General features: G+C 73.4%; 16 protein-coding genes. 5 read left to right on the forward strand and 11 right to left on the reverse strand.

All coding sequences use genetic code 11. The annotated features are described in order from the left end of the window. Positions 1-12: 12 nt before the first annotated feature. Positions 13-528, reverse strand: coding sequence for a PaaI family thioesterase (locus tag ACIRO3_RS31085; RefSeq protein ID WP_404142340.1), 516 nt, complete (start codon positions 526-528; stop codon positions 13-15). Positions 529-824: 296 nt separating this feature from the next. Here ACIRO3_RS31085 and ACIRO3_RS31090 point away from each other — a divergent pair, with 296 nt between their 5' ends. Then, positions 825-1454 carry a histidine phosphatase family protein gene (locus ACIRO3_RS31090; RefSeq protein WP_404142342.1) on the forward strand — a complete coding sequence of 210 codons (630 nt, stop codon included), beginning with the start codon at positions 825-827 and terminating at the stop codon, positions 1452-1454. A gap of 55 nt (positions 1455-1509) precedes the next feature. After that, on the forward strand, positions 1510-2436 hold the full coding sequence (locus tag ACIRO3_RS31095; protein WP_404142345.1) for an endonuclease/exonuclease/phosphatase family protein: 927 nt from the start codon (positions 1510-1512) through the stop codon (positions 2434-2436). A 116-nt stretch (positions 2437-2552) separates the two neighbouring features. Here the strand turns inward: ACIRO3_RS31095 and ACIRO3_RS31100 are convergent, their stop codons facing one another. Further along, positions 2553-5834, reverse strand: coding sequence for an AfsR/SARP family transcriptional regulator (locus ACIRO3_RS31100; protein ID WP_404142348.1), 3282 nt, complete (start codon positions 5832-5834; stop codon positions 2553-2555). Between the two features lie 225 nt (positions 5835-6059). Between ACIRO3_RS31100 and ACIRO3_RS31105 the strand changes: the two genes are divergently transcribed. Then, positions 6060-6809, forward strand: a complete 750-nt coding sequence (locus tag ACIRO3_RS31105; RefSeq protein WP_366148783.1) for an SDR family oxidoreductase — start codon at positions 6060-6062, stop codon at positions 6807-6809. A gap of 132 nt (positions 6810-6941) precedes the next feature. Further along, positions 6942-7565 carry an NAD(P)H oxidoreductase gene (locus ACIRO3_RS31110; RefSeq protein WP_404142351.1) on the forward strand — a complete coding sequence of 208 codons (624 nt, stop codon included), beginning with the start codon at positions 6942-6944 and terminating at the stop codon, positions 7563-7565. A gap of 439 nt (positions 7566-8004) precedes the next feature. Here ACIRO3_RS31110 and ACIRO3_RS31115 read toward each other — a convergent pair whose 3' ends face one another. Together ACIRO3_RS31115 and ACIRO3_RS31120 are read right to left on the reverse strand one after the other, a co-directional pair. Continuing rightward, positions 8005-9132, reverse strand: a complete 1128-nt coding sequence (locus ACIRO3_RS31115) for a serine hydrolase domain-containing protein (RefSeq protein ID WP_404142353.1) — start codon at positions 9130-9132, stop codon at positions 8005-8007. Positions 9133-9203: 71 nt separating this feature from the next. Next, the gene (locus ACIRO3_RS31120) at positions 9204-9875 is read right to left on the reverse strand and encodes a DUF4097 family beta strand repeat-containing protein (protein WP_404142356.1); all 672 of its coding nucleotides are present in this window, start codon (positions 9873-9875) and stop codon (positions 9204-9206) included. Between the two features lie 222 nt (positions 9876-10097). On the opposite strand from ACIRO3_RS31120, the gene ACIRO3_RS31125 reads away from it, so the two are divergent. Beyond that, entirely contained in the window at positions 10098-10832 is a 735-nt protein-coding gene (locus tag ACIRO3_RS31125) for a helix-turn-helix domain-containing protein (RefSeq protein WP_404142415.1), read from the forward strand. 315 nt (positions 10833-11147) lie between these two features. Here the strand turns inward: ACIRO3_RS31125 and ACIRO3_RS31130 are convergent, their stop codons facing one another. From ACIRO3_RS31130 to ACIRO3_RS31160, 7 genes are all read right to left on the reverse strand, one after another. Continuing rightward, complete coding sequence (locus ACIRO3_RS31130; RefSeq protein WP_404142358.1) at positions 11148-12692, reverse strand: MFS transporter; 1545 nt, start codon at positions 12690-12692, stop codon at positions 11148-11150. 195 nt (positions 12693-12887) lie between these two features. Next, positions 12888-13973, reverse strand: a complete 1086-nt coding sequence (locus ACIRO3_RS31135; protein WP_404142361.1) for a saccharopine dehydrogenase — start codon at positions 13971-13973, stop codon at positions 12888-12890. A 262-nt stretch (positions 13974-14235) separates the two neighbouring features. Continuing rightward, the gene (locus ACIRO3_RS31140; RefSeq protein ID WP_404142363.1) at positions 14236-15348 is read right to left on the reverse strand and encodes a cytochrome P450; all 1113 of its coding nucleotides are present in this window, start codon (positions 15346-15348) and stop codon (positions 14236-14238) included. Between the two features lies 1 nt (position 15349). Continuing rightward, entirely contained in the window at positions 15350-16354 is a 1005-nt protein-coding gene (locus tag ACIRO3_RS31145) for an oxaloacetate decarboxylase (RefSeq protein WP_404142365.1), read from the reverse strand. 96 nt (positions 16355-16450) lie between these two features. Continuing rightward, a complete protein-coding gene (locus tag ACIRO3_RS31150; protein ID WP_366148791.1) occupies positions 16451-16798 on the reverse strand; it encodes a DoxX family protein in 348 nt (115 codons plus the stop codon). 89 nt (positions 16799-16887) lie between these two features. Next, positions 16888-17808: a DMT family transporter gene (locus ACIRO3_RS31155; RefSeq protein ID WP_366148792.1), complete on the reverse strand. Its 921-nt coding sequence runs from the start codon at positions 17806-17808 to the stop codon at positions 16888-16890. Between the two features lie 69 nt (positions 17809-17877). Beyond that, a complete protein-coding gene (locus ACIRO3_RS31160) occupies positions 17878-18720 on the reverse strand; it encodes an alpha/beta fold hydrolase (RefSeq protein WP_404142368.1) in 843 nt (280 codons plus the stop codon). Positions 18721-18835 lie beyond the last annotated feature (115 nt).

The raw sequence follows: 18835 nt of genomic DNA on the forward strand, positions 1-18835 counted from the left end.
CGGTCCGGGAGGTCAGGGGCGCAGGACCGCGCAGGTGGTGGTGCCGTGGGCGTAGAGCTTGCCGTCGTGGGTGCCGATGACGCGGGCCTCGGCGGTGGCGGTGGTGCGACCCACGTGCAGGGCGGTGCCCTCGCAGCGCAGGGTCGGGGTGTCGGCGAGGACGGGGCGGATCAGGTGGACGCCCAGTTGGACGGTGGCGTAGGTGGTGCCCGCGGGCAGACGGGTCATCACGGACGAGCCGAGGGCCGAGTCCAGGAGGGTGGCGAGGAAGCCGCCGTGCACGGTGCCCATGTAGTTGAGCAGGTGGTCGCCCGGGTCTCCCTCGAAGGCGACGAAGCCCTCGGCGACGTCGGTGAGCCGAAAGCTCATCGTGCTCATGATCGAGGCGTCGGGCAGGGTCCCCTTGAGGGTGGCGCGGAGCATGTCGAGGCCGCTCATGCCGTGCAGTTCGGGCGCCTCGGGGCCGGGCTGCCGGTCGTGGGTACGGGAGCGGGCCGGGGCGGGGTCGGTCGTCTCGTGCGAGGTCATCGCTCGACCCTAGGGGCACCGGACCGTGGCACGGGAGGGACGGATCCGGCATCTTCTGGCGCGATTGCGCCGTGGTCCGCGCCTCGACTCCCGCGCTCGACTCCCGCCCCGGTCGCCGCCGCCTCGGTCACCCCGTCTCGGTAGCCCTGTCTCGGTCGCCCCGTCTCGGTCGCCCCGCCCCGGTCGCCCCGCCCCGGTCGCGCCCGTCTCGGTCCCGTGCGGGCGTGGGGAACCGCGGTCGTGGGACGCGGCGTCCCTCCACACACCCGGAGATCATGAACATGAGGACCCTGCCCATGACCGCGACCGCGACCGCCGTTCGATACCTCTACCTCGCCCGACACGGCGAGGCCTCGCCGGACGAGAGCGAGCTGACGGACGCCGGTCGCCGGCAGGCCGCGCTGCTGGGTGAGCGACTCGCGGCGGTCGCGCTCTCCACGGTCCACCACGGCCCGCTGCCGAGGGCGGCGCGGACCGCCGCCCTGATCGGCGAGCGGCTCGACGGGGTTTCCGTACGGGAGTCGGACCTCGCCGGGGACTACGTCCCGTACCTGCCGCGGCGCGAGGAACTGCCGGCGGACTCGGCCGACGCGATGTGGGAGCGGCTTGCGGCCTTCCCCGCCGAGGAGCGGGAGGGCGGTCCGGAGCGGGCGCGGGCGGCGCTCGCGCGGTTCGCCTGCCCGGTGGCGGGCGACGAACCCCGTCACGAGTTGGTCGTCACCCACGCGTTCCTCATCGGCTGGCTCGTACGGGCCGCCCTGGACGCGCCGAAGTGGCGGTGGATGGGCCTCAACCCCGCCCATGCCTCGCTGACCGTCATCCGGTACGCGCCGGACCGACCGGCGTCCGTGCTCCTGTACAACGACATGGGGCATCTGCCGGCGGAGTTGCGGTGGACGGGTTTCCCCGCCGAAGCGCGGATCTGAGGGGGGGGGTTCGGAGGTGGAGGGTGCGCGGGTCGGGGCGTCGCGTCTGATCGGCATGTCCCCGGTGCTCACGGCATCGGCCGTGCTGCTCGCCGCCCTGCTGGCCCTGCACGGCCTCGTGCCCGACCTGCCGGGGCGGCCGGGGAGTCTGCTGGAGACGTTCCTGCCGTGGCTCGGTCTGCTGATCCCGGTGCAGATCGGGGCGGCGGTGCTGCGCCGGTCGGCCGTCGCCTCGTTCGCGGCGCTGCTGCCGGTCGCCGCCTGGCTCGCGCTGTTCGGCGCTCTGCCGCTGTCCGGTACACCCGGTACACCCGGTACGGAAGGCGGTCGCGCTCTCCTTGCCGTGCAGCACAACGTCGCCGACGACAACCCCGATCCGGCGGGCACGGCGAGGGCGCTGGCCGCCGCCGACGCGGACCTGGTCGCGTTGGAGGAGCTGACGCCGGCCGCGCTGCCCTCGTACAGGACCGTCCTGGCCGCCGGGTACCCGTACCACGTCGTCCACGGCACGGTCGGGCTCTGGTCGAGGTATCCGCTGACGGACGCGCGTCCGGTGGACATCAGGCCCGCCGGGGTGGGGCCCGAATGGAACCGCGGGCTGCGGGCGACGGCCAGGACCCCGCGGGGGGAGATCGCCGTGTACGTGGCCCACCTGCCGTCCCTGCGGATCGGCGCCCACGGCTTCGGCTCGGCGCGGCGGGACGAGAGCGCGGTGCGGCTCGGCGCGGCGGTCGCGGCCGAGGCGTCGGAGCGGGTACTGCTGCTCGGGGACCTGAACGGCACGGTGGACGACCGGGGGCTGGCTCCGGTCACCTCGCGGCTGACGGCGCCGGGTTCGGGTTTCGCGTTCAGCTGGCCGGCCCGCTTCCCGCTGGCCAGGATCGATCAGGTCCTGGCCCGGTCGGCGACCGTCATCCGGGTCTGGTCGCTGCCCCGGACCGGCAGCGACCACCTCCCCGTGGCCGCGCGCGTCACGCTGTGACCCGGCGTCCCACACCGCCACGCTCCCGACATCGCCCCACACCCGGAGCACCGGGCCCGGTGAGAACTCCCGGCCCCGGTCAGAACCCCCGGGCACGTCAGAACTCCCCGGTCCGGTCAGAACTCCCGGGCCACGTCCTGCGGCGGCAGTGCCGCGCCGCGGGCGAAGGCCGCCTCGAAGGCGGCGCGGCCCAGGGCGGATCGGGTCGTGGCGGTGGTCCGGTCGACGTCGGCGCGTTCGGCGGGTGGCAGGGGCGCCCCGGCGAAGCGGCGGGCGGCGTCGGCGGCGCCGAGCAGGGCGGCCGAACCGTCCGGGTCCGAGCCGGCCCGGGCCCCGGCGAGACCCTCGTAGGCCAGCGCGAGGGCGCGGGGATCGCCGGTGGTGCGGGCCATGGCGAGGCCCTCCCGTTGGAGGGCGAGCGCGGCCGGGGCGTCCCCGCGCAGTTCGGCGATGTAGCCCAACTCGGCCAGGACGAGCGCGTTGGCCCCGTCGAGGCCCACGGAGGTGTGCCAGTCCAGGACGCGGCGCATGTGCCGCTCGGCCTCGGCCAGGTCACCGGTGCGGCGGGCGCCGAGGCCCAAGCCCAGGACGGCGTTGATCTCCCCGGCCCGGAAGCCCTGTTCGGCGGCGAGTCGTCGGGATCGTTCGTGCAGGTCACGGGCGGCTTCCGGGTCACCGGTCAGCAGGGCGCTGCGGCCCAGTCCGGAGAGCAGGTCGGCGGCCTGGGTGGTCAGGCCGAGGCTTTCCGCGGTCTCCAGGCCCTCGCGGCGCAGCCGGGTGGCCTCGGGGTAGTCGCCGTGGATCTCGGCGAGGGAGGCCAGGGGGTAGACCGTCCAGAGCCGGGCGGCTCCGTCACCGAGTTCCTGGAAGAGCGCCGCGCTGCGGGTGGCGTCGCGGGCGGCGCCTTCGAGGTCTCCCTTGAGGAGCAGTTGGGAGGCCCGGTCTGCCATGGCGGCCGCCGTTCCCCAGGTGTCACCGAGGGCGGTGAACCCGGCGAGGGCCTGTTCGGTGAGTTCCTGTCCGCCGGTCAGGTCGCCGGTTCCGCACAGGGCGTGGGCGAGGAACCAGCGGGCCCGGGACTCCTCGTACGGCCCGGGCCGGGTCTCGTCGTACGCGCTCAGGTCCCGGCGGATGCGGGTCGTACGCGACGCCCCCTCCCCCGCCATGACGGCGAACCCGGTGCGCAGGACCCCGACGTGGGCGCGCAGTTCGGGCGCCGCCTGCCCGGTGGCGGCGAGGGCCGCCTCCAGGGAGCGGCGTCCCTCGCCGAGACGGCCGCGCAGGATCCAGTACCAGGAGAGGGCCGAGACCAGGCGCAGGGCGTCGTCGGCGGACCCGCCGGCCAGGGCGTGGGCGAGGGCGGCGCGCAGGTTGGCGGTCTCCGTGTCGAGGCGGTCCATCCAGGTCCGCTGTCCGGCGGCCCGCAGGCGGGGGTCGGCCTGTTCGGCGAGGGCCAGGTGGTGGGCGAGGTGGCGGGCGCGTGCGGGGCCCGTCTCGGCCGCCTCCTCCAGGCGTTCGACGCAGTACGCGGCCACCGACTCCAGCAGCCGGTAGCGGGGCCCCGTCGGGCCGGGGGTGAGGGCGACCAGCGAGCGGTCGACGAGGCGTGCGAGGAGGTCCAGTACCTCGGAGGGGTCGAGGTCGCCGTCCGCGCAGACCTCCTCGGCGGCTTCCAGGGTGCAGCCCTCGGCGTGGACGGCGAGCCGGCGCAGGACGGCCCGCTCGGGCCCGGTGAGCAGCTCCCAGCTCCAGTCGATGACGGCGCGCAGGGTCTGTTGGCGGGCGGGCGCGCCGCGGCGGCCGGAGCTGAGGAGCCGGAAGCGGTCGTCGAGTCTCTCCAGGAGCCGGTGCACGCCGAGGGCGCGGACGCGGGTCGCGGCGAGTTCGAGGGCCAGCGGGATGCCGTCGAGGCGGCGGCAGACGGCCTCGACCGTCTCGGCGGTGTCGGGGTCGAGGACGAACCCGGGGGCGGTCGCGGCGGCGCGGGCCGTGAACAGCTCGACGGCGGCCTGGAGTTCGAGGGTCGGCACCGTCCACAGGGTCTCGCCGGCGAGGGCGAGGGGCTCTTGACTGGTCGTCAGGATTCGCAGGCCGGGAGCGCCGCGCAGCAGGAGTTCGACGAGGGCGGCCACCTCGTCGACGACGTGTTCGCAGTTGTCGAGTACGAGGAGCAGCTCGCGGTCGCGCAGGGTCGCGGCGAGCCGCCGGCCGGGCGTGAGGGCTTGTTGCGCGGTGGGCGGCACGCCCCACACCACGTCGTCGCGGATGCCGAGGGCGGCCGCGACCGTGTCGGCGACGGTGTCGGCGGCCTCGCCCTTCATTACGCCCGCGAGTTCGACGAGCCAGACGCCGTCGCGGAAGGCGTGCCCGAGCCCGCCGGCGGTCTCGATGGCGAGGCGGGTCTTGCCGACGCCGCCGGGGCCGGTGAGGGTGACCAGCCGGCGGGTGGCGGCGAGTTCGCGTACGGCGGCGACGGCCTGCTCGCGGCCGACGAGCGGGGAGAGGGAGGCGGGGAGGTTGGTGTGCGGGGCTGCGGCGCCCGGGGCGTGTGCGGCGCCCGGGACGTCTGCGGCGTCCGGGCCGGTGGTTGCGCCCGGAGTGCGGGCGGCCGGGACGGTGGCGGTGACCGCGACGGGCGGGGGCGGCGCCGCCAGGGCGGGGTCCTGGTTCAGGATCGCCCGCTGGAGGGCGACGAGCGCGGGGCTGGGGTCGAGGCCGAGGTCGTCGGCGAGGCGGGCGCGCAGCTCCTCGTACCCGGCGAGGGCCTCGCCCTGCCGGCCGGAGCGGTAGAGGGCCCGCAGTTGGACGGCGCGCAGGCGTTCGCGCAGCGGGTGCCGTGCGACGAGCTCGGCGAGTTCCCCGACGAGGAGCGCGTGTTCTCCGATGTCGAGGCGGGCCTCGGCCTGTTCTTCCAGGACGACGAGGCGTTCTTCCTCCAGGCGGTGGGCGGCGGCCCTGGTGAAGGCCTCCTGTTCGAAGTCCGCGAAGGCGGGGCCGCGCCAGACGGCGAGGGCGTCCGCGAACAGGGAGGCCCGTACGGAGGGTTCGGCGCTCGCGCGGGCCCGGCCGGCGAGGGCGGCGAACGCCGCCGTGTCCAGACCGGCCTCGGGGGGTGTCAGTACGTAGCCGGGCGCCTGGGAACGCACGAGGTCGCGGGCGCCCGGCTGGGCCTCGTCGAGCGCGCGGCGCAGTTGGGAGACCTTCGCCTGGAGGGCGCGGGTGGGGTTGCCGGGCGGTTCGTCGCCCCACAGGTCGTCGATCAGGCGGTGGGTGGCCACGGGGCGGCCGGCGTCGACGAGGAGGGAGGCGAGGAGGGTCCGTACCTTCAGTTCGGGAACCCTGACGGGTGTTCCGTCGGTCGTCCACACGCCCAGCTGCCCCAGTACCCCGAATCGCATGGCGTCACCGTAACCCCTGGTCCGAAGGTAACCCCTGGTCCGAACGGGGCCGTAACAAAACCCGAGCCAAACCCGAGTCGCTCGACCGCATCCTGAATCACGTCGAAGCCGCCAGGCGGCGAAGACGACGGTGTGTGAACGCGATGACGCAATGACGCAATGACGACGATGCGATGACGCGATGCGATGACTACGACGACGATGACAACGACGAGGGAGCCCGCCATGGGAAAGCTTGACGGAAAGACTGCACTGGTGACCGGTTCGAGCCGCGGTATCGGCCGGAGCATCGCCCTGGCGCTGGCCGCCGAGGGGGCCAGGGTCGCCGTGCACTACGCGGGGAACGAGGCCGCCGCGAAGGAGACGGTGAACTCGATCGAGGCGGCGGGCGGGCAGGCGTTCGCGATCCGCGCGGAGTTGGGTCTGCCGGGTGACGCCGACACCCTGTGGGCGGCCTTCGACGAGCACGCCGACGGCCTGGACATCCTGGTGAACAACGCGGGGATCGCGGGCCCGGGCCTGATCCACGAGGTCTCCGAGGCCGACTACGACAAGGTCTTCGCGATCAACGCCAAGGCCCCCTTCTTCATCATCCAAAAGGGCCTGGACCGCCTGCGCGACGGCGGCCGCATCATCAACATCTCCTCCGGCGTCACCAAGGTCGCCTTCCCCGGCATGACCTCCTACGCCGCCAGCAAGGGCGCCGTCGAGGTCCTCACCCTCACCCTCGCCCAGACCCTCGGCAGCCGCCAGATCACCGTCAACGCCGTCTCCCCCGGCACCATCGAAACCGACATCCACCCCTGGATGGCCATCCCCGAGGCCAAGGCCCAGGCCGCCGCCTTCTCCGTCTTCAACCGCGTCGGCCAGCCCGACGACGTCGCCGACGTCGTCTCCTTCCTCGCCACCGACGACGCCCGCTGGATCACCGGCCAGAACATCGACGTCAGCGGCGGCTCCGGCCTCGGCATCTGACCCGGGTACCCGGTCGGCGCGACCCCCGCGCGCCGACCGGACCCCGCGCCCCGCTTCCCGCCCTCTGTCGCCCCTCTGTCACCGCTTCTGTCACCGCTCCTGTCACCCGTTCCGCGCATTGGAGGCCGTCCCGTGTCCCGGACCCTGCTCGTTCTGGCCCACCCCCGAGGCGATTCCCTGTCCGCCCAGGTCGCGGAACGCACCCGCCGCCGGTTGGAGGCGGCCGGCGGCACCGTGGACCTCCTGGACCTGTACGCGGAGGACTTCGACCCGCGACTGACGCCGGTCGACGAACCCGACTGGCAGGACCGCGAGAAGCGGTACTCCCCCGTGGTGCACGAGCACATGCGGCGGATCGAGGCCGCCGACATGGTGGTGGTGGTCTTCCCCGTGTGGTGGTTCGCGCCGCCGGCCATCGTGAAGGGCTGGATCGACCGGGTGTGGAACTACGGGTTCGCCTACGGCCGCAGCAAGCCCCGGCTGGCCGGGAAGCGGATGCTGTGGCTGGCCCTGGCCGGGCACTCGGCCGAATACTACGAACAGACCCGGCTCGGCGAGGCGCTCGAACTGCAACTCGGCTTCGGGGTCTCGGAGTTCTGCGGGGTGGCGGAGGCGACCGTACGGCTCCTCCACGGCACGGAGTTCTCGGGCATCCCGGAGCAGTTGCGCGGGGCGCGGGCCCGGGAGGTCTTCACGGCGGCGGACGCGGCACTGACCGCCTTCGGCGTGGGAGCCGAGGCGCCGGTACCCGCCTGAGGGCGGGGGCGGGGCCCGTGAGGGCGTGCCCTACGCGAACCGGACGGCAGCTCAATGGGTGAAGGGCACGCCCTTCTTCAGCCGGCCGCGACCTGAAGCTTGTAGTCCACGGAGACGGCGAAGGATCCCGATGACCCCCTGATGCTCAGCGTGTGACTGCCAGGTGCCGGCGGTTCCAGCTGTACCCAGAGGCCACAGGCCTGAGTGCGAAAGCGCCCCCCGCCCTGGGTGAGCGGATTGCCGTCCACGGCACTGATCTGCACGGCCGTCGCTTCGTGTCGTCGGGGTTCCAGGGCTTGGCCGTCGAGCGCCGCAGACCGCCTCGCCTGAGCGGTCAGCGGGGCCGTCCTGGCGTGGGGCGACGCTGCCGGCACCGGGTGCTGTCCCCGGTTGAGGGGGAGGCCGGTCGTCGGTCCGGGGATGCCGGGCCGACGTTGTGTTACGGAGCCTGGGGGCCGCCGAAGACCTCCTTGACGAGCCTTTGTGTCGCCTGGTGGAACGCCGTCGCCATGGACAGTGCGGCGTCGTCCACGTAGTTCAGGGCGGCGGTCAGGGTCCTGCTGCCGTCGGGGGTGCTGTACATCAGTGCCGCGTGGCCGGCCATGCCGCCGTTGTGGGTGATGACGGTGCCGCCGTCGCCGGTGTCCTGGACGAACACCCCCAGGCCGTAGCCGACCTTGGGATGCGGCGTGCACATCTCGGCCAGCAGCGGGGCCGGCAGGAGCCTGCCGCCCGCGAGTGCGGAGATGAAGGTGTGGAGGTCTCGGGTGGTGGAGATCATGTCTCCGCCGGTGGAGATCCAGGAGGGGTTCTGGCGGGTGACGTCGACCGTCTCCTGCCGGCCGTCCTCCTCGTACCGGTAGTAGGCGTGGGTGTGCGGTTCGGGGATCTCCGGGTCGGTGTCGGGCACCGCGGTGCCCGACAGTCCGAGGGGTTCCAGGATCAGGCGCCGCATCTCCTCGGCGAACGAGCGGCCGGTGACCTTCTCGATCAGCAGCCTGGCCAGCACGTAGTTGGTGTTGGAGTAGCTCCAGTCCGTACCCGGCTCGAAGCGCGCCGGCTTGGACAACGCGAGCCGTACCAGCTCTTCCGGTCGGTAGGTCTTGAACCGGTTGTCCACCCACTCCCGGCCCGCGGTCGTGGCGGGGATCCCGGCCACGACCGTCCCGTCCTCGTAGTACTCGCCGGTGAAGTTGAACACCCCGCTGGTGTGTTGCAGCAGCATCCGCACCGTGATCTTCCGGTCCAGCCCGAACTCGGGCAGGTGGTCGTCCGCCGGGGTGTCCAGCCCGATCCTGCCCTCGGCCACGAGTTGCAGGACCACGGTCGCGGTGAACGTCTTGGTGTTGCTGCCGATCCTGACGTGCCCGTTCGTCGGCGGCTTCGCGCTCTCGCCCAGCTTGCTCACCCCGGCGCCGGCGACCCACCCGCCCCGCTCGTCGTGCACGCGCAACGTCACTCCGGTGAAGCCGGACTCGACCATCTCCTCCATGACCTTGCGCAGTTCCGGGCGGTCAGGGTGATTCGGGTGGTCAGCGGGGTTCTGGTCGGTACGGGTGGGGGACATGGTGGTGGGCTCCTTGGGAAGTGTCTCGAAACCGGGGGCGGGGGGCGCGGCGCCTGAGGGGGCGCCCTTTCTCACAGGCTGCGGGCGGTGATGTCGCCGTAGGCCGTGGTCGCGTGGATGGTCAGGCCCGCGGTGGCGCCTTCGGCGTTCTGGAGGGCGTTGTGGATCCGGCCGTGGCCGGTGCCGGCGTCCAGGGAGGCGCAGACCCCGCGGGCGGCGCCGACCGAGATGTCGCCGGCCTCGGTGCGCAGCGCGACGGTGCCGCGTGCGGCCTCGGTGATGCGCAGGTCGCCCTTCTGCGTGCTGATCTCCGCCGGTCCACCGAGGCGGCCGACCGAGATGTCGCCGGCGAGGAGGGTGAGGTGGGCGCCCGCGGTCTCGTCGAGCTTGACCGAGCCCTGCGCGCCTTCGAAGGTGACGTCGCCGAGGCGTCCGACGCCGCGGAGTTCGGCGGCGGCCGTCTTCGCCTCGACGCGGGAGCCGGTGGGGAGTTGGACCGTGACGTCGACGGAACCGGACGCATCGAGCATCTGGTTCTTCGCCTCCGGGGCCGTGATCCGCAGGACGCCGTCGCGGTATTCGACCGTGGTGCGCTCCGCCGCCTTCACGTCGCGGCCCTTCGAGGGGTTCGCGGGAAGGATCTCGACGGCGGTGTCGGCCCGGTCGGCGGCGATGAACCGGATGTGGCCGGCGGGGATGTCGAGGATGGCGGAGACCGGGGCGGGGGTGGCGAACTTCTGCATGATGTCTTCCTTCGTTTCGTTGTTTCCGATGAGGGAAAAGCTACGTTGCGTTCGCTGACTTGGCAATCAACTCGTTGCGCGTGACTGGCATTCATGCAGGTAGAAGCAGGGAATTCGTTGCAATGGTTTTGAATTCAACGCAACAAACCCCTCATCGAGCATTGCAATGGACTGAGGATGAACGCTATGCTGGAGGTACCGCACGCCACGAAGGAGACCGCGATGCCGGGAGGCAGACTCACCCAGCAGGAACGCCGGCAGATCGCGCTGGGGGTGGCCGACGGGCTCGCCTACGCCGAGATCGCCAGGAGCCTCGACCGCCCGACCTCGACCATCACGCGTGAGGTGATGCGCAACGGCGGCCCCGCCGCCTACCGCGCCGACCTGGCCCATCGCGCCACCGAACAGCGCGCCCACCGGCGCAAGCGTGCGGCGCCCCGGGACCCCGGGACGCCCCCGCAGGCCGACGGACGCGATACCGACGCCGTCCGCGCGTACGAGGAGGTGTTCGGCACCGTCTTCATGCAATCGGGCCTGCCCAGGATGACGGCCCGGGTGCTGGCCGCCCTCTACACCACCGACGCCGGCAGCCTCGGCGCCTCCGAACTCGCCGGGCGCCTCCAGGTCAGCCCGGCGACCGTCTCCAAGGCGATCGCGTTCCTCGACGACCAGGGCCTCATCCGCCGGGAGCGCGACGAGCGCCGCCGCGAGCGGTACGTCGTCGACGACGACGTCCTCTACCAGTCGACGATGGCCAGCGCCCGCGCCACCGCCCACCTCGGTGATGTCGCCCGACAGGGCGTCGGCGTCCTCGGCCCCGGCACCCCGGCCGCGGAGCGCCTGGAGAACATCGCCCGGTTCGTCGACTTCATCTCCGAAAGCATCGCCCGCGCCGCCGACCAGGCCCGGGACGTCCTCCACACGAAACCCGAACCGACATCGGAGAACGCCATCTGAGTCACGTTCGGAACGAGGCCGGGGGCGCCGGGCCGGCCACCGCCGGGGCACCGGCGCCCGCGCCCCGGCTCCCGCGCAACGCGCCGCGGCCGCGGGATGCCCCGGTTCAACCGGCCCGGGGTACCGAGCGGTTGCCGGTGACCCGGTAGAGGACCGCGCCGATGTCCGTCGCTCGGGCACCAGGATGCCGGGGTCGGACATCCGCGAGCCGGGGGCGGGGAGGGGAACGGAGGGGGTGCGGGGCCGGGGGGTGGGCTGAGCTTCCATGGCCGGGTTCCCGGAAGCCCTGCTCCCCGGGACGCGCTCCCCCAGGGCTTATGTGTCGCTGCCGATCGGTCGCACGTGGCGCAGGAGGGTGATGACGGTGACGGCGGTGGCGAGCGCCAGGAACGCGCTGACCAGGGCGGCCGTGTGGAACCCGGAGGTGAAGGCGTCCCGGGCCGCGGTCAGCAGGTCGGAGGCCAGGGCTTCGGGGAGATGGGCGGCGGCGTCGGTGGCCCCGCCGAGGGTGTCCCGGGCAGCCGTCAGGGCGTCGGCGGGCAGGCCGGCCGGGGCGGCCGAGGCCACGTCGTCGCGGTAGACGGCGACGGCCACGCTGCCGGTGCCCGCGATGCCCAGGGCGAGCCCGAGGTCGTAGGCGGTCTGTCCGGTGGCCGCCGCCGAACCGGCCTTCTCCGCGGGGGCCGAGCCGACCGCGAGCGCCGTGCCGAGCACGCTGATCGGGGCGATGCCGAACATCACCAGGGCCAGGGCCGCGGAGACGATCGGTACGCCGTCCCGCGTGGCCAGCCAGAAACCGACGAGGGTGACCGCCAGGCCCGCCAGGATGACGGTGGCGGGGCGCGCCCGACGGGCGAGAACGGGGGTCAGCTGGGAGCCGATGACCAGGCCGGCGGCTCCGGGCAGCAGCCACAGGCCCGCCACGAGCGGGGAGAGTCCGCCGATGGCCAGCAGGTACTGCGGGACCAGGTACTCGATGCCGTTCAGCGCCATCATGCCGAGCAGCAGGGTCAACAGGGCACCGCTGAAGGCCCGGTGGGAGAAGAGGCGCAGGTCGAGGAGGGGGGTGTCCAGGCGGCGCTGCCGGTGGACGAAGAGGAGGGTGAAGCCGACGCCGATCGCGATCGCGGCCAGGTGGCCCGGCCGGGGGCCGAACTCGGCCACCTTCTTGACCCCGTACACCGCGGGAAGGATCGCCAGGAGGAACAGCGCGACGCTGAGCAGGTCGATGCGGCCGGCGGTCGGGTCGCGGTACTCGGGGAGCAGCAGCGGTGCCAGCAGGACGACCGGGATCATCACCGGAACGCCGAGCAGGAACACCGAGCCCCACCAGAAGCTGTCGAGCAGCACCCCGCCGATCACCGGTCCGATCGCGATGCCGACCGAGAGGGCGGAGACCCACATGGCGATGGCCGTGGCCCGCTGCCGGGCGTCGGTGAACATGTGGGTGATCAACGCGAGGGTGGACGGGAGCACGGCGGCGCCGGCGACGCCCAGCAGGGCCCGGGCGATGATCAGCGTCTGCGGGCCGCCGGCGTACGCGGCGAGCAGCGAGGCCGCGATCACCCCGACGGATCCGGCGAGCAGGAGCTTGCGGCGGCCGATGCGGTCGCCCAGGGTGCCCATGATCACCAGGAAGCCGGCGGTCATGAACCCGTACATGTCGGTGGTCCAGAGCAGTTGGCTGCTGGAGGGGTGCAGGTCGGCGGTCAGGTACGGGGTGGCCAGCCACAGCACGCCGAGGTCGGCCGTCATCAGGGTGACGGGAAGGAGCAGTACCGCCAGGCCCAGCCACTGGCGGGGACCGGCCTTCTTCGGGAGGGGCTCGGAGTCCTGGGGAAGCCGCGTGGTCGAAGTCATGTGAGGACTGTGCGACGCGGCGCTTCGGGTTCGGCTCGGGTGGTGTTGTGGTCCTGTTCCGGCCGCTCCACGCGGCGGTGGCGGGACGCCGGTGGGTCATCGCCGGGCGTGCCCCGCCGCCGGGGGCACGGCGGGGCACGGCCGGCGGGGCACGGCGGCGGGAGCACGGCCGGCGGCTCAGGCCGGCGGGGCGGGTCAGCGGGCGAGGAGGTCGTCCCGGGTCCGGACCGCCGTCTCGAAGGTGCTCAGGGCGCGGGCCCACACCCCGTCCCAGTCCGTCAGGCGCCGCAGCTGCGGGGCGAGTTCGGCGGAGAAGGCGGTGGTGGCCTCGACGGGCAGGAGGGAGGGGAGGTTGTCGATGGCGATCAGGTCGAGGGGGGCGCCGCCCGCGGTGAGGGCGCGTACCGGCTCCTCCCAGGTGGTGGTCTCGTCGTACACCGGCAGCACGTTGCAGTCGGAGGTGACGTCGCAGGTGACGTCGGAGACGAGGGAGAGGCGCCGGCCCGGGTCGTCGAGGTCGCCCTTGGTGAGGAACGGCGGGACGGGCGTGGTGGTGAGGACGGTGTTGACCATCAGGTCGTGGCCGAGGAGCGCGGCGCGGTCGATGTCGCGGGTCTCGGCGAGGTCCCAGCGGGTCGGGTCGAACCCGGCGGTGGTCAGGGCGTCGCAGGCGCCGCGGCCGCTGCGGCCGAACGCGCCGATGACGAGGGCGGTGCCGTCCGCGCCGGCCGCGCCGGTACCGGGGGCTCCCGCGCCGGAGGCCAACAGCGCGTCCAGGGCGGGGCGGTCGGTCGGCCGCAGGGGCGCGGTGAGCAGGCCGCGGCGGTGCAGGACGGCGAGGGCGGCTCCGACGTAGCCGGCCCAGTAGCCGAACGCCGCGACGCGGCGGCCGGCCTCGTCGGTGAGGTACTCCATGTCGAGCAGGGCGCCGCCGCCGGCGGTGAAACGGGTGAGCAACTCGGCCGCGCCGGCCTGACCCTTGTAGGCGTGGCCGAAGTAGATGTGCCGGTGGCGCAGGACCGGGGCGCCGGAGCCGGCGGGGAGCTCCTTCAGGCCGAGGACGTAGGCCTCGTCGGGGGCCGTGAGCCAGGAGTCGGTGGGCGCGGTGTCGCAGCCTGCGGCGGCGTAGTCGGCGAGGGGGAACACGCGCTGCTCCGAGGCCTCGACGGTGATCCGGAGGCCCGCCCGGACGAGGTGTCCGGCGTCGGCGGGGGTGAGGGGGGCGCGGCGCTCGGTGGGGCGGGACTCGTGCCGCATCCAGAGGTGCGGGGTCTTCGACATGAGGGGTCATTCCTGTCTGGGGGCGTGCGGTTGGCAGACGCCCGGCCGTGGTGCCCGCCGGGCGGTACGGTCCCTCCCGGCGTCGCCGGTGCCACCGATGTCACTGGTGTCACCGCTGTCTCCGGTGTCGCCTGTCCCCCGTCTTGGCCCGGCCCGTGGTGCCCGCACCGCGCCGGCCGGTCGGATCCGTTCACGCCGACGAGTCGGCCCCGGCCGCTTCGGTGTTCGGGGTACGGGATCCGGGGCGGGCCCCGTGAGCGGGTCAGAGGTGCGGGATGCGGGCATTGGCCAGGGGGCGGTAGGTCGGGGTGTCCGTGGTCGACAAGCCTGCCGTGCGGAGTTCCGTCACGATGGCGGCGGCGAGGGCCGAGGCGAGGGGCTCTCCCGGGCAGCGGTGGGACGACGCACCGAAGGTGAAGATCATCGGATTCACTCGTCCGGGTGATAGGGCGTGTGGATCCGGGTTGACGGCCGGGTCGCGGTTCGCGGCAGCGAGGAGGACCAGGATCTGCTGCCCGCCCGCCACGGCACGGCCGTCGTGGGCGAAGGGCGTGGCGGCGAAACGGCGGGTGTTCTGGATCGGGGCGTCGTACCGGGCCACCTCCCGCACCAGTGCCCCGATGTCGGCGCCGTCCGCTCCCCGGGCCAGGGCGACCAGGGTGTTGCCCACCAGTCCGGCGGTGGCGTCGTAGGTCTGGGACAGGAACCCGACCGCGTTGGAGAGCAGCGGCGCCAGGTGCGGCCAGGACGCCCGGTCGGCGGCGCGGACCAACTCCCCGAGGAGACCGTCGTGCTCGCCGGCGAGGCCGGGCCGCAGCAGTTCGCGGACGCGATCGGCCGCAGCGGCGGCGGCCCGCTGCTGTGCGGGGGTCGCGGAGGCCGGTATGCACTGGACGAAATCCGCGATCGCGCGGGCCGCCTCCCGGTCCGCTCCGTCCGTGAGCCCGGTCAGCGCGGCCACGACCCGGGCCGGGACCCCGAACATCAGTTCCTCCCACGGGACCGCGCCGCCCGCCTCCAGCGCCTCCCGGGTGAACCGGGCGGCCAGTCGGGCCGCGTACGCGGTGTCGGCCCGGGCCAGTGCGTCGGCCACCACCGTCTTCAGGCGGACCTGGACCGTACCGTCCGTCATGCGGACCAGGTCCGCGAAGACCTCGCCCGCCGGGGTCCCGACGATCCCCCTCGGGACCGGTTCGGCCGGTGGTCGCACCCGCAGCGCGTCGCTGCCCAGTACGGCGCGCACGGCGGCGGCGTCGGCGGCGACCCAGGCTCCGAGTTCCTCGTCGTGGGCGAAGGGGCGCTCGGCCACGAGGCGGGCGTAGTACGGGTAGGGGTCCGGTAGTCGGACCGCGTCGATCGGCGTGGTGGCGGTCACCTCACGCGCCCCGGCCGGGCGCGACGGCGGAGTGCGGGGCGCCGGGGGTCGGGGCGGCGGAGAGCGGGGCGTCGAACGCGCGGGCGGCGAAGTGCGGGGCGGCGGACGCGGGGGCGCCGGAGTGCGGGGCGTCGGACGCGGGGGCGCCGGGAGCCGGGGGTGGGTCGGCGTGGGTGAGGAGTGCGTTGGCCTCCGCGTACGGGATGGCGTCCGCGCCGAAGTCGAACGTGCCGGCCCCGGCGATCTCCCGGGCGGCCCGGGTGAACGCGCCGAGGGCCGCGCGGGACAGGGCGGAGCCGGTGCTGATCCGGCGGACCCCGAGGGCTCCGAGTTCGGCGACGGACAGCTTGAGGGCGCCGCCCATGAGGACGTTCACGGGTCGGTCCACGGCGGAGCAGACCGCGCGGATCGCGTCGGCGTCGGGCAGGGCGGGGGCGTAGAGGACGTCGGCGCCCGCGGCCTCGTACGCCTGGAGGCGGCGGATCGTGTCGTCGAGGTCGGGGCGGCCCTGGAAGAAGTTCTCGGCGCGGGCGGTGACGGTGAAGGGGAAGTCCAGTTCCCTGGCCGCCGCCACGGCGGCCGCCACCCGCTCCACCGCTTCGTCGAGCGGTCGCACGGGGTCCTCCTCACGGCCCGTGGAATCCTCGATGGAGCCGCCGACCAGGCCGGCGGCCGCGGCGAGGCGGATGGTCTCGGCGATGTCCTCGGGCCGCTCCCCGAAGCCGCTCTCCAGGTCGGCGGTGACCGGCAGGCCGCCGGCTTCGACGATCAGGGCCGCGTTGGCCAGGAGTTCGGCGCGGCTGACCTGGTTCGTGCCGTCGGGTCGGCCGAGGCTGTGGGCCAGGCCCGCGCCCGTGGTGGCGAGTGCCGCGAAGCCGAGGCCCGCCAGGATGCGTGCGGTACCCGCGTCCCAGGGGTTGGGGACGACGAAGGGTCGGCCGGCGGCGTGCAGGTCCCGGAAGGCGACGGCGCGCTCGTGTCGGATGGCTGCGGTGGTGCGGTTCATGGGGTCCTCGCTGGGTGTCCGTCGTCCGGTGGTCGGATCGGGTCAACGTACCGACTACCCGCGCGAGTTGCTCTGCGGACCGCTCCCGCGCGTCGCTCAGAGCGCGAAGCCCAGGGCGAAGGCGCCGACGACCGGGGCCATGTAGATGATCGGGAAGGGGACGTGCGCGTACGAACGGGCCTTGATCACGGTGATGACGGCGCCGAGGTAGTAAAGCACCAGGCCGATGCCGGCCGCGATGCCGACGACGGGGAGGAAGATGCCGACGACGAGACCGACCGCGCCCAGGGCCTTGGCCGCGCCGAGGGGCGTCCACCAGGCCTGGGGTACGCGGTACTCGTTCATGGCCTCGACGACCCACTTGGCCCGCGAGAGCAGCGAGTAGCCCGAGAAGCCCGACATGGCGGCGGCGAGGACGGCGACGATGGTGGCGGCGGTGTTCATCAGGAGGCTCCTCACGTGGTCGCCCCTGCGGCGACCTCACCCCTTTGACCCGCCGCGTGCCGCCGGTGTGACAGGTCTCGGGAATAAGTTCACTTCGTCGAGGGAGCGTCCCCGGGGAGTGGTTCGGCCCGGCGGCTGCGGGACACGGCCACGCCCGCCAGACAGATCGCGCCGCCCAGCAGGGTCAGCCACCCGGGGACCTCGTCGAGGGCGACCCAGGCGATGAGCACCACGACGGCCGGCACCGCGTAGGTGGTCGCGCCCATCTTCCCGGCGGTGGTCCGCGACAGGGCGTACGTCCACGTGGTGAAGGCCAGGGCGGTCGGGAAGAGCCCCAGATAGACCATGTTGAGGGTGGCGGCGAGCGGAGCGTCGGGCAGTTGCTCGACGAGTTGACCGACGAACGGCAGGGTCACGGCGGTACCGACGAAGCAGCCGTACGTCGTCACCTGGAGCGGGGTCGCGTGGGCCAGGGCGGGCTTCTGCAGGACCACGCCGGCCCCGTAGGCGAGGGCGGCGACCAGGCAGAGCAGTACGCCGGTGAGGGAGGAGGAGCCGCCGTTGGATGTGGACACTCCCACCACGACCGCGCCCACGAAGGAGACGGCCATGCCCGCCAACAGCATCGGAGGGAACCCCTCCTTCAGCATCCAGCCGCTGAGCAGGGCGATCACGATCGGGCCGATGTTGACGACCATCGCGGCGGTACCGGCATCGACACCCTGCTCGCCCCAGTTCAGCGCGACCATGTAGAGCCCGAACCACAGCACTCCCGACCCCACGATCCCGGGCCAGGCCTGGCGCGGCGGTGGCGGCACCCGCTTGGCGATCAGTACGAGGCCGAGCGCGACGGAGGCGGTCAGGAGCCGTCCCAGGGCCAGTGCACCGGGTCCGAAGTAGTCGGCCGAGGCGCGGATGGAGACGAATGCGGATGCCCACAACACGACGGTGATTCCCGCCGCGACGAGAGCGCGCTGATCTGGTCCGGTGTCCCCGGCCGTATGGTCCATGCGAGCAAACTACCGACGGCTCACCGACACCGGCCACGCCATTTCCACGGGCTCTCGCGGGCTCCCCGCTCAGGACTGGGGGGCGGGGGCGCTGAGCAGGCTCCGCAGGCGGGCCGCGTAGGCGCGGGGACGGGTGGTGTTGCCGTTGTGGCCGCCCGGGAAGGTGCATATCGCGGTGTCGAGGAGGTCCGCCAGGGCGCTCGCGCACCGGTGGTCGAAGACCGACGCCGAGGTGGTCGCGCCAAGGGCCGGGACGATCCGGGTCGTGGTGCGGGCGAGCGCGGCGAGGTCGAGGGTGTCCTCGATGATCGCCGAGAAGTCGTGCTCGACGAAGTAGTCGAAATTGGCGCGGCGTCGGTCGTCCAGTGGCTCGGGCGTCACATCCGGTTCGACTTCCTGGCGGGTCGGGTCGATGCCGAGGACCCGGGCCATCTCGGGGAGCGCCACCGCGAGTCCGGCCGAGCGGTAGACCTCCCGGAGGCCGGCCAACTCCGCTTCGTGGGCCATCCGGTCGGTGGCCGGCAGCAGGCGCGGGGCGACCGGCTCGTGGGCAATGAGGGTGCGCAGTCGGCCCGGGTGTCGGGCGGCCAGGTGGAGTCCGATGGTCGCGCCGAGGCTACAGCCCAGCATCAGGGCGGGTTCGTCGCCGACCGCGGCCAGCAGGCGGTGCACGTCCTCGGCGTGCTCGGCCAGGGTCGTCGTCCGGCCGGGCTCGTCGAGCCGACTGCGGGAGAGGCCCCGGCGGTCGTAGGTCAGGACGGTGAAGGCGTCTTCGAGGTGCGACACCAGGTCCACGGTGCGGTCGGCGTCCCCCTCACCGCTTTGGGAGATCAGCAACAACGGGCCGGATCCCTGGAGTTGGTAGTGAAGGGTGCAGCCGGGGGCCGCGAGGGTGGCGGACAGGGCGGACATGGTGACTCCTCTGCGTCGATCGACACGGACCCTTCGTCCGCTGCTCTGCGATCAGCCTAATCCATCGGAACAGATACATCAAGAGCGATGCATCTTCTGTGATACATCGATCGTG

It is taken from the genome of Streptomyces sp. NPDC102278 (assembly GCF_044766345.1).
In the GTDB taxonomy this organism is placed as follows: domain Bacteria; phylum Actinomycetota; class Actinomycetes; order Streptomycetales; family Streptomycetaceae; genus Streptomyces.

Excerpts from the sequence above, each read along its gene's own strand:
- ACIRO3_RS31095 (WP_404142345.1), top strand. The coding sequence starts at position 1,510 with ATGTCCCCGGTGCTCACGGCATCGGCCGTGCTGCTCGCCGCCCTGCTG.
- ACIRO3_RS31105 (WP_366148783.1), top strand. The coding sequence starts at position 6,060 with ATGGGAAAGCTTGACGGAAAGACTGCACTGGTGACCGGTTCGAGCCGC.
- ACIRO3_RS31125 (WP_404142415.1), top strand. The coding sequence starts at position 10,098 with ATGCCGGGAGGCAGACTCACCCAGCAGGAACGCCGGCAGATCGCGCTG.
- ACIRO3_RS31135 (WP_404142361.1), bottom strand. The coding sequence starts at position 13,973 with ATGTCGAAGACCCCGCACCTCTGGATGCGGCACGAGTCCCGCCCCACC.
- ACIRO3_RS31115 (WP_404142353.1), bottom strand. The coding sequence starts at position 9,132 with ATGTCCCCCACCCGTACCGACCAGAACCCCGCTGACCACCCGAATCAC.
- ACIRO3_RS31160 (WP_404142368.1), bottom strand. The coding sequence starts at position 18,720 with ATGTCCGCCCTGTCCGCCACCCTCGCGGCCCCCGGCTGCACCCTTCAC.
- ACIRO3_RS31145 (WP_404142365.1), bottom strand. The coding sequence starts at position 16,354 with ATGAACCGCACCACCGCAGCCATCCGACACGAGCGCGCCGTCGCCTTC.
- ACIRO3_RS31100 (WP_404142348.1), bottom strand. The coding sequence starts at position 5,834 with ATGCGATTCGGGGTACTGGGGCAGCTGGGCGTGTGGACGACCGACGGA.
- ACIRO3_RS31130 (WP_404142358.1), bottom strand. The coding sequence starts at position 12,692 with ATGACTTCGACCACGCGGCTTCCCCAGGACTCCGAGCCCCTCCCGAAG.
- ACIRO3_RS31085 (WP_404142340.1), bottom strand. The coding sequence starts at position 528 with ATGACCTCGCACGAGACGACCGACCCCGCCCCGGCCCGCTCCCGTACC.
- ACIRO3_RS31090 (WP_404142342.1), top strand. The coding sequence starts at position 825 with ATGACCGCGACCGCGACCGCCGTTCGATACCTCTACCTCGCCCGACAC.
- ACIRO3_RS31120 (WP_404142356.1), bottom strand. The coding sequence starts at position 9,875 with ATGCAGAAGTTCGCCACCCCCGCCCCGGTCTCCGCCATCCTCGACATC.
- ACIRO3_RS31155 (WP_366148792.1), bottom strand. The coding sequence starts at position 17,808 with ATGGACCATACGGCCGGGGACACCGGACCAGATCAGCGCGCTCTCGTC.
- ACIRO3_RS31150 (WP_366148791.1), bottom strand. The coding sequence starts at position 16,798 with ATGAACACCGCCGCCACCATCGTCGCCGTCCTCGCCGCCGCCATGTCG.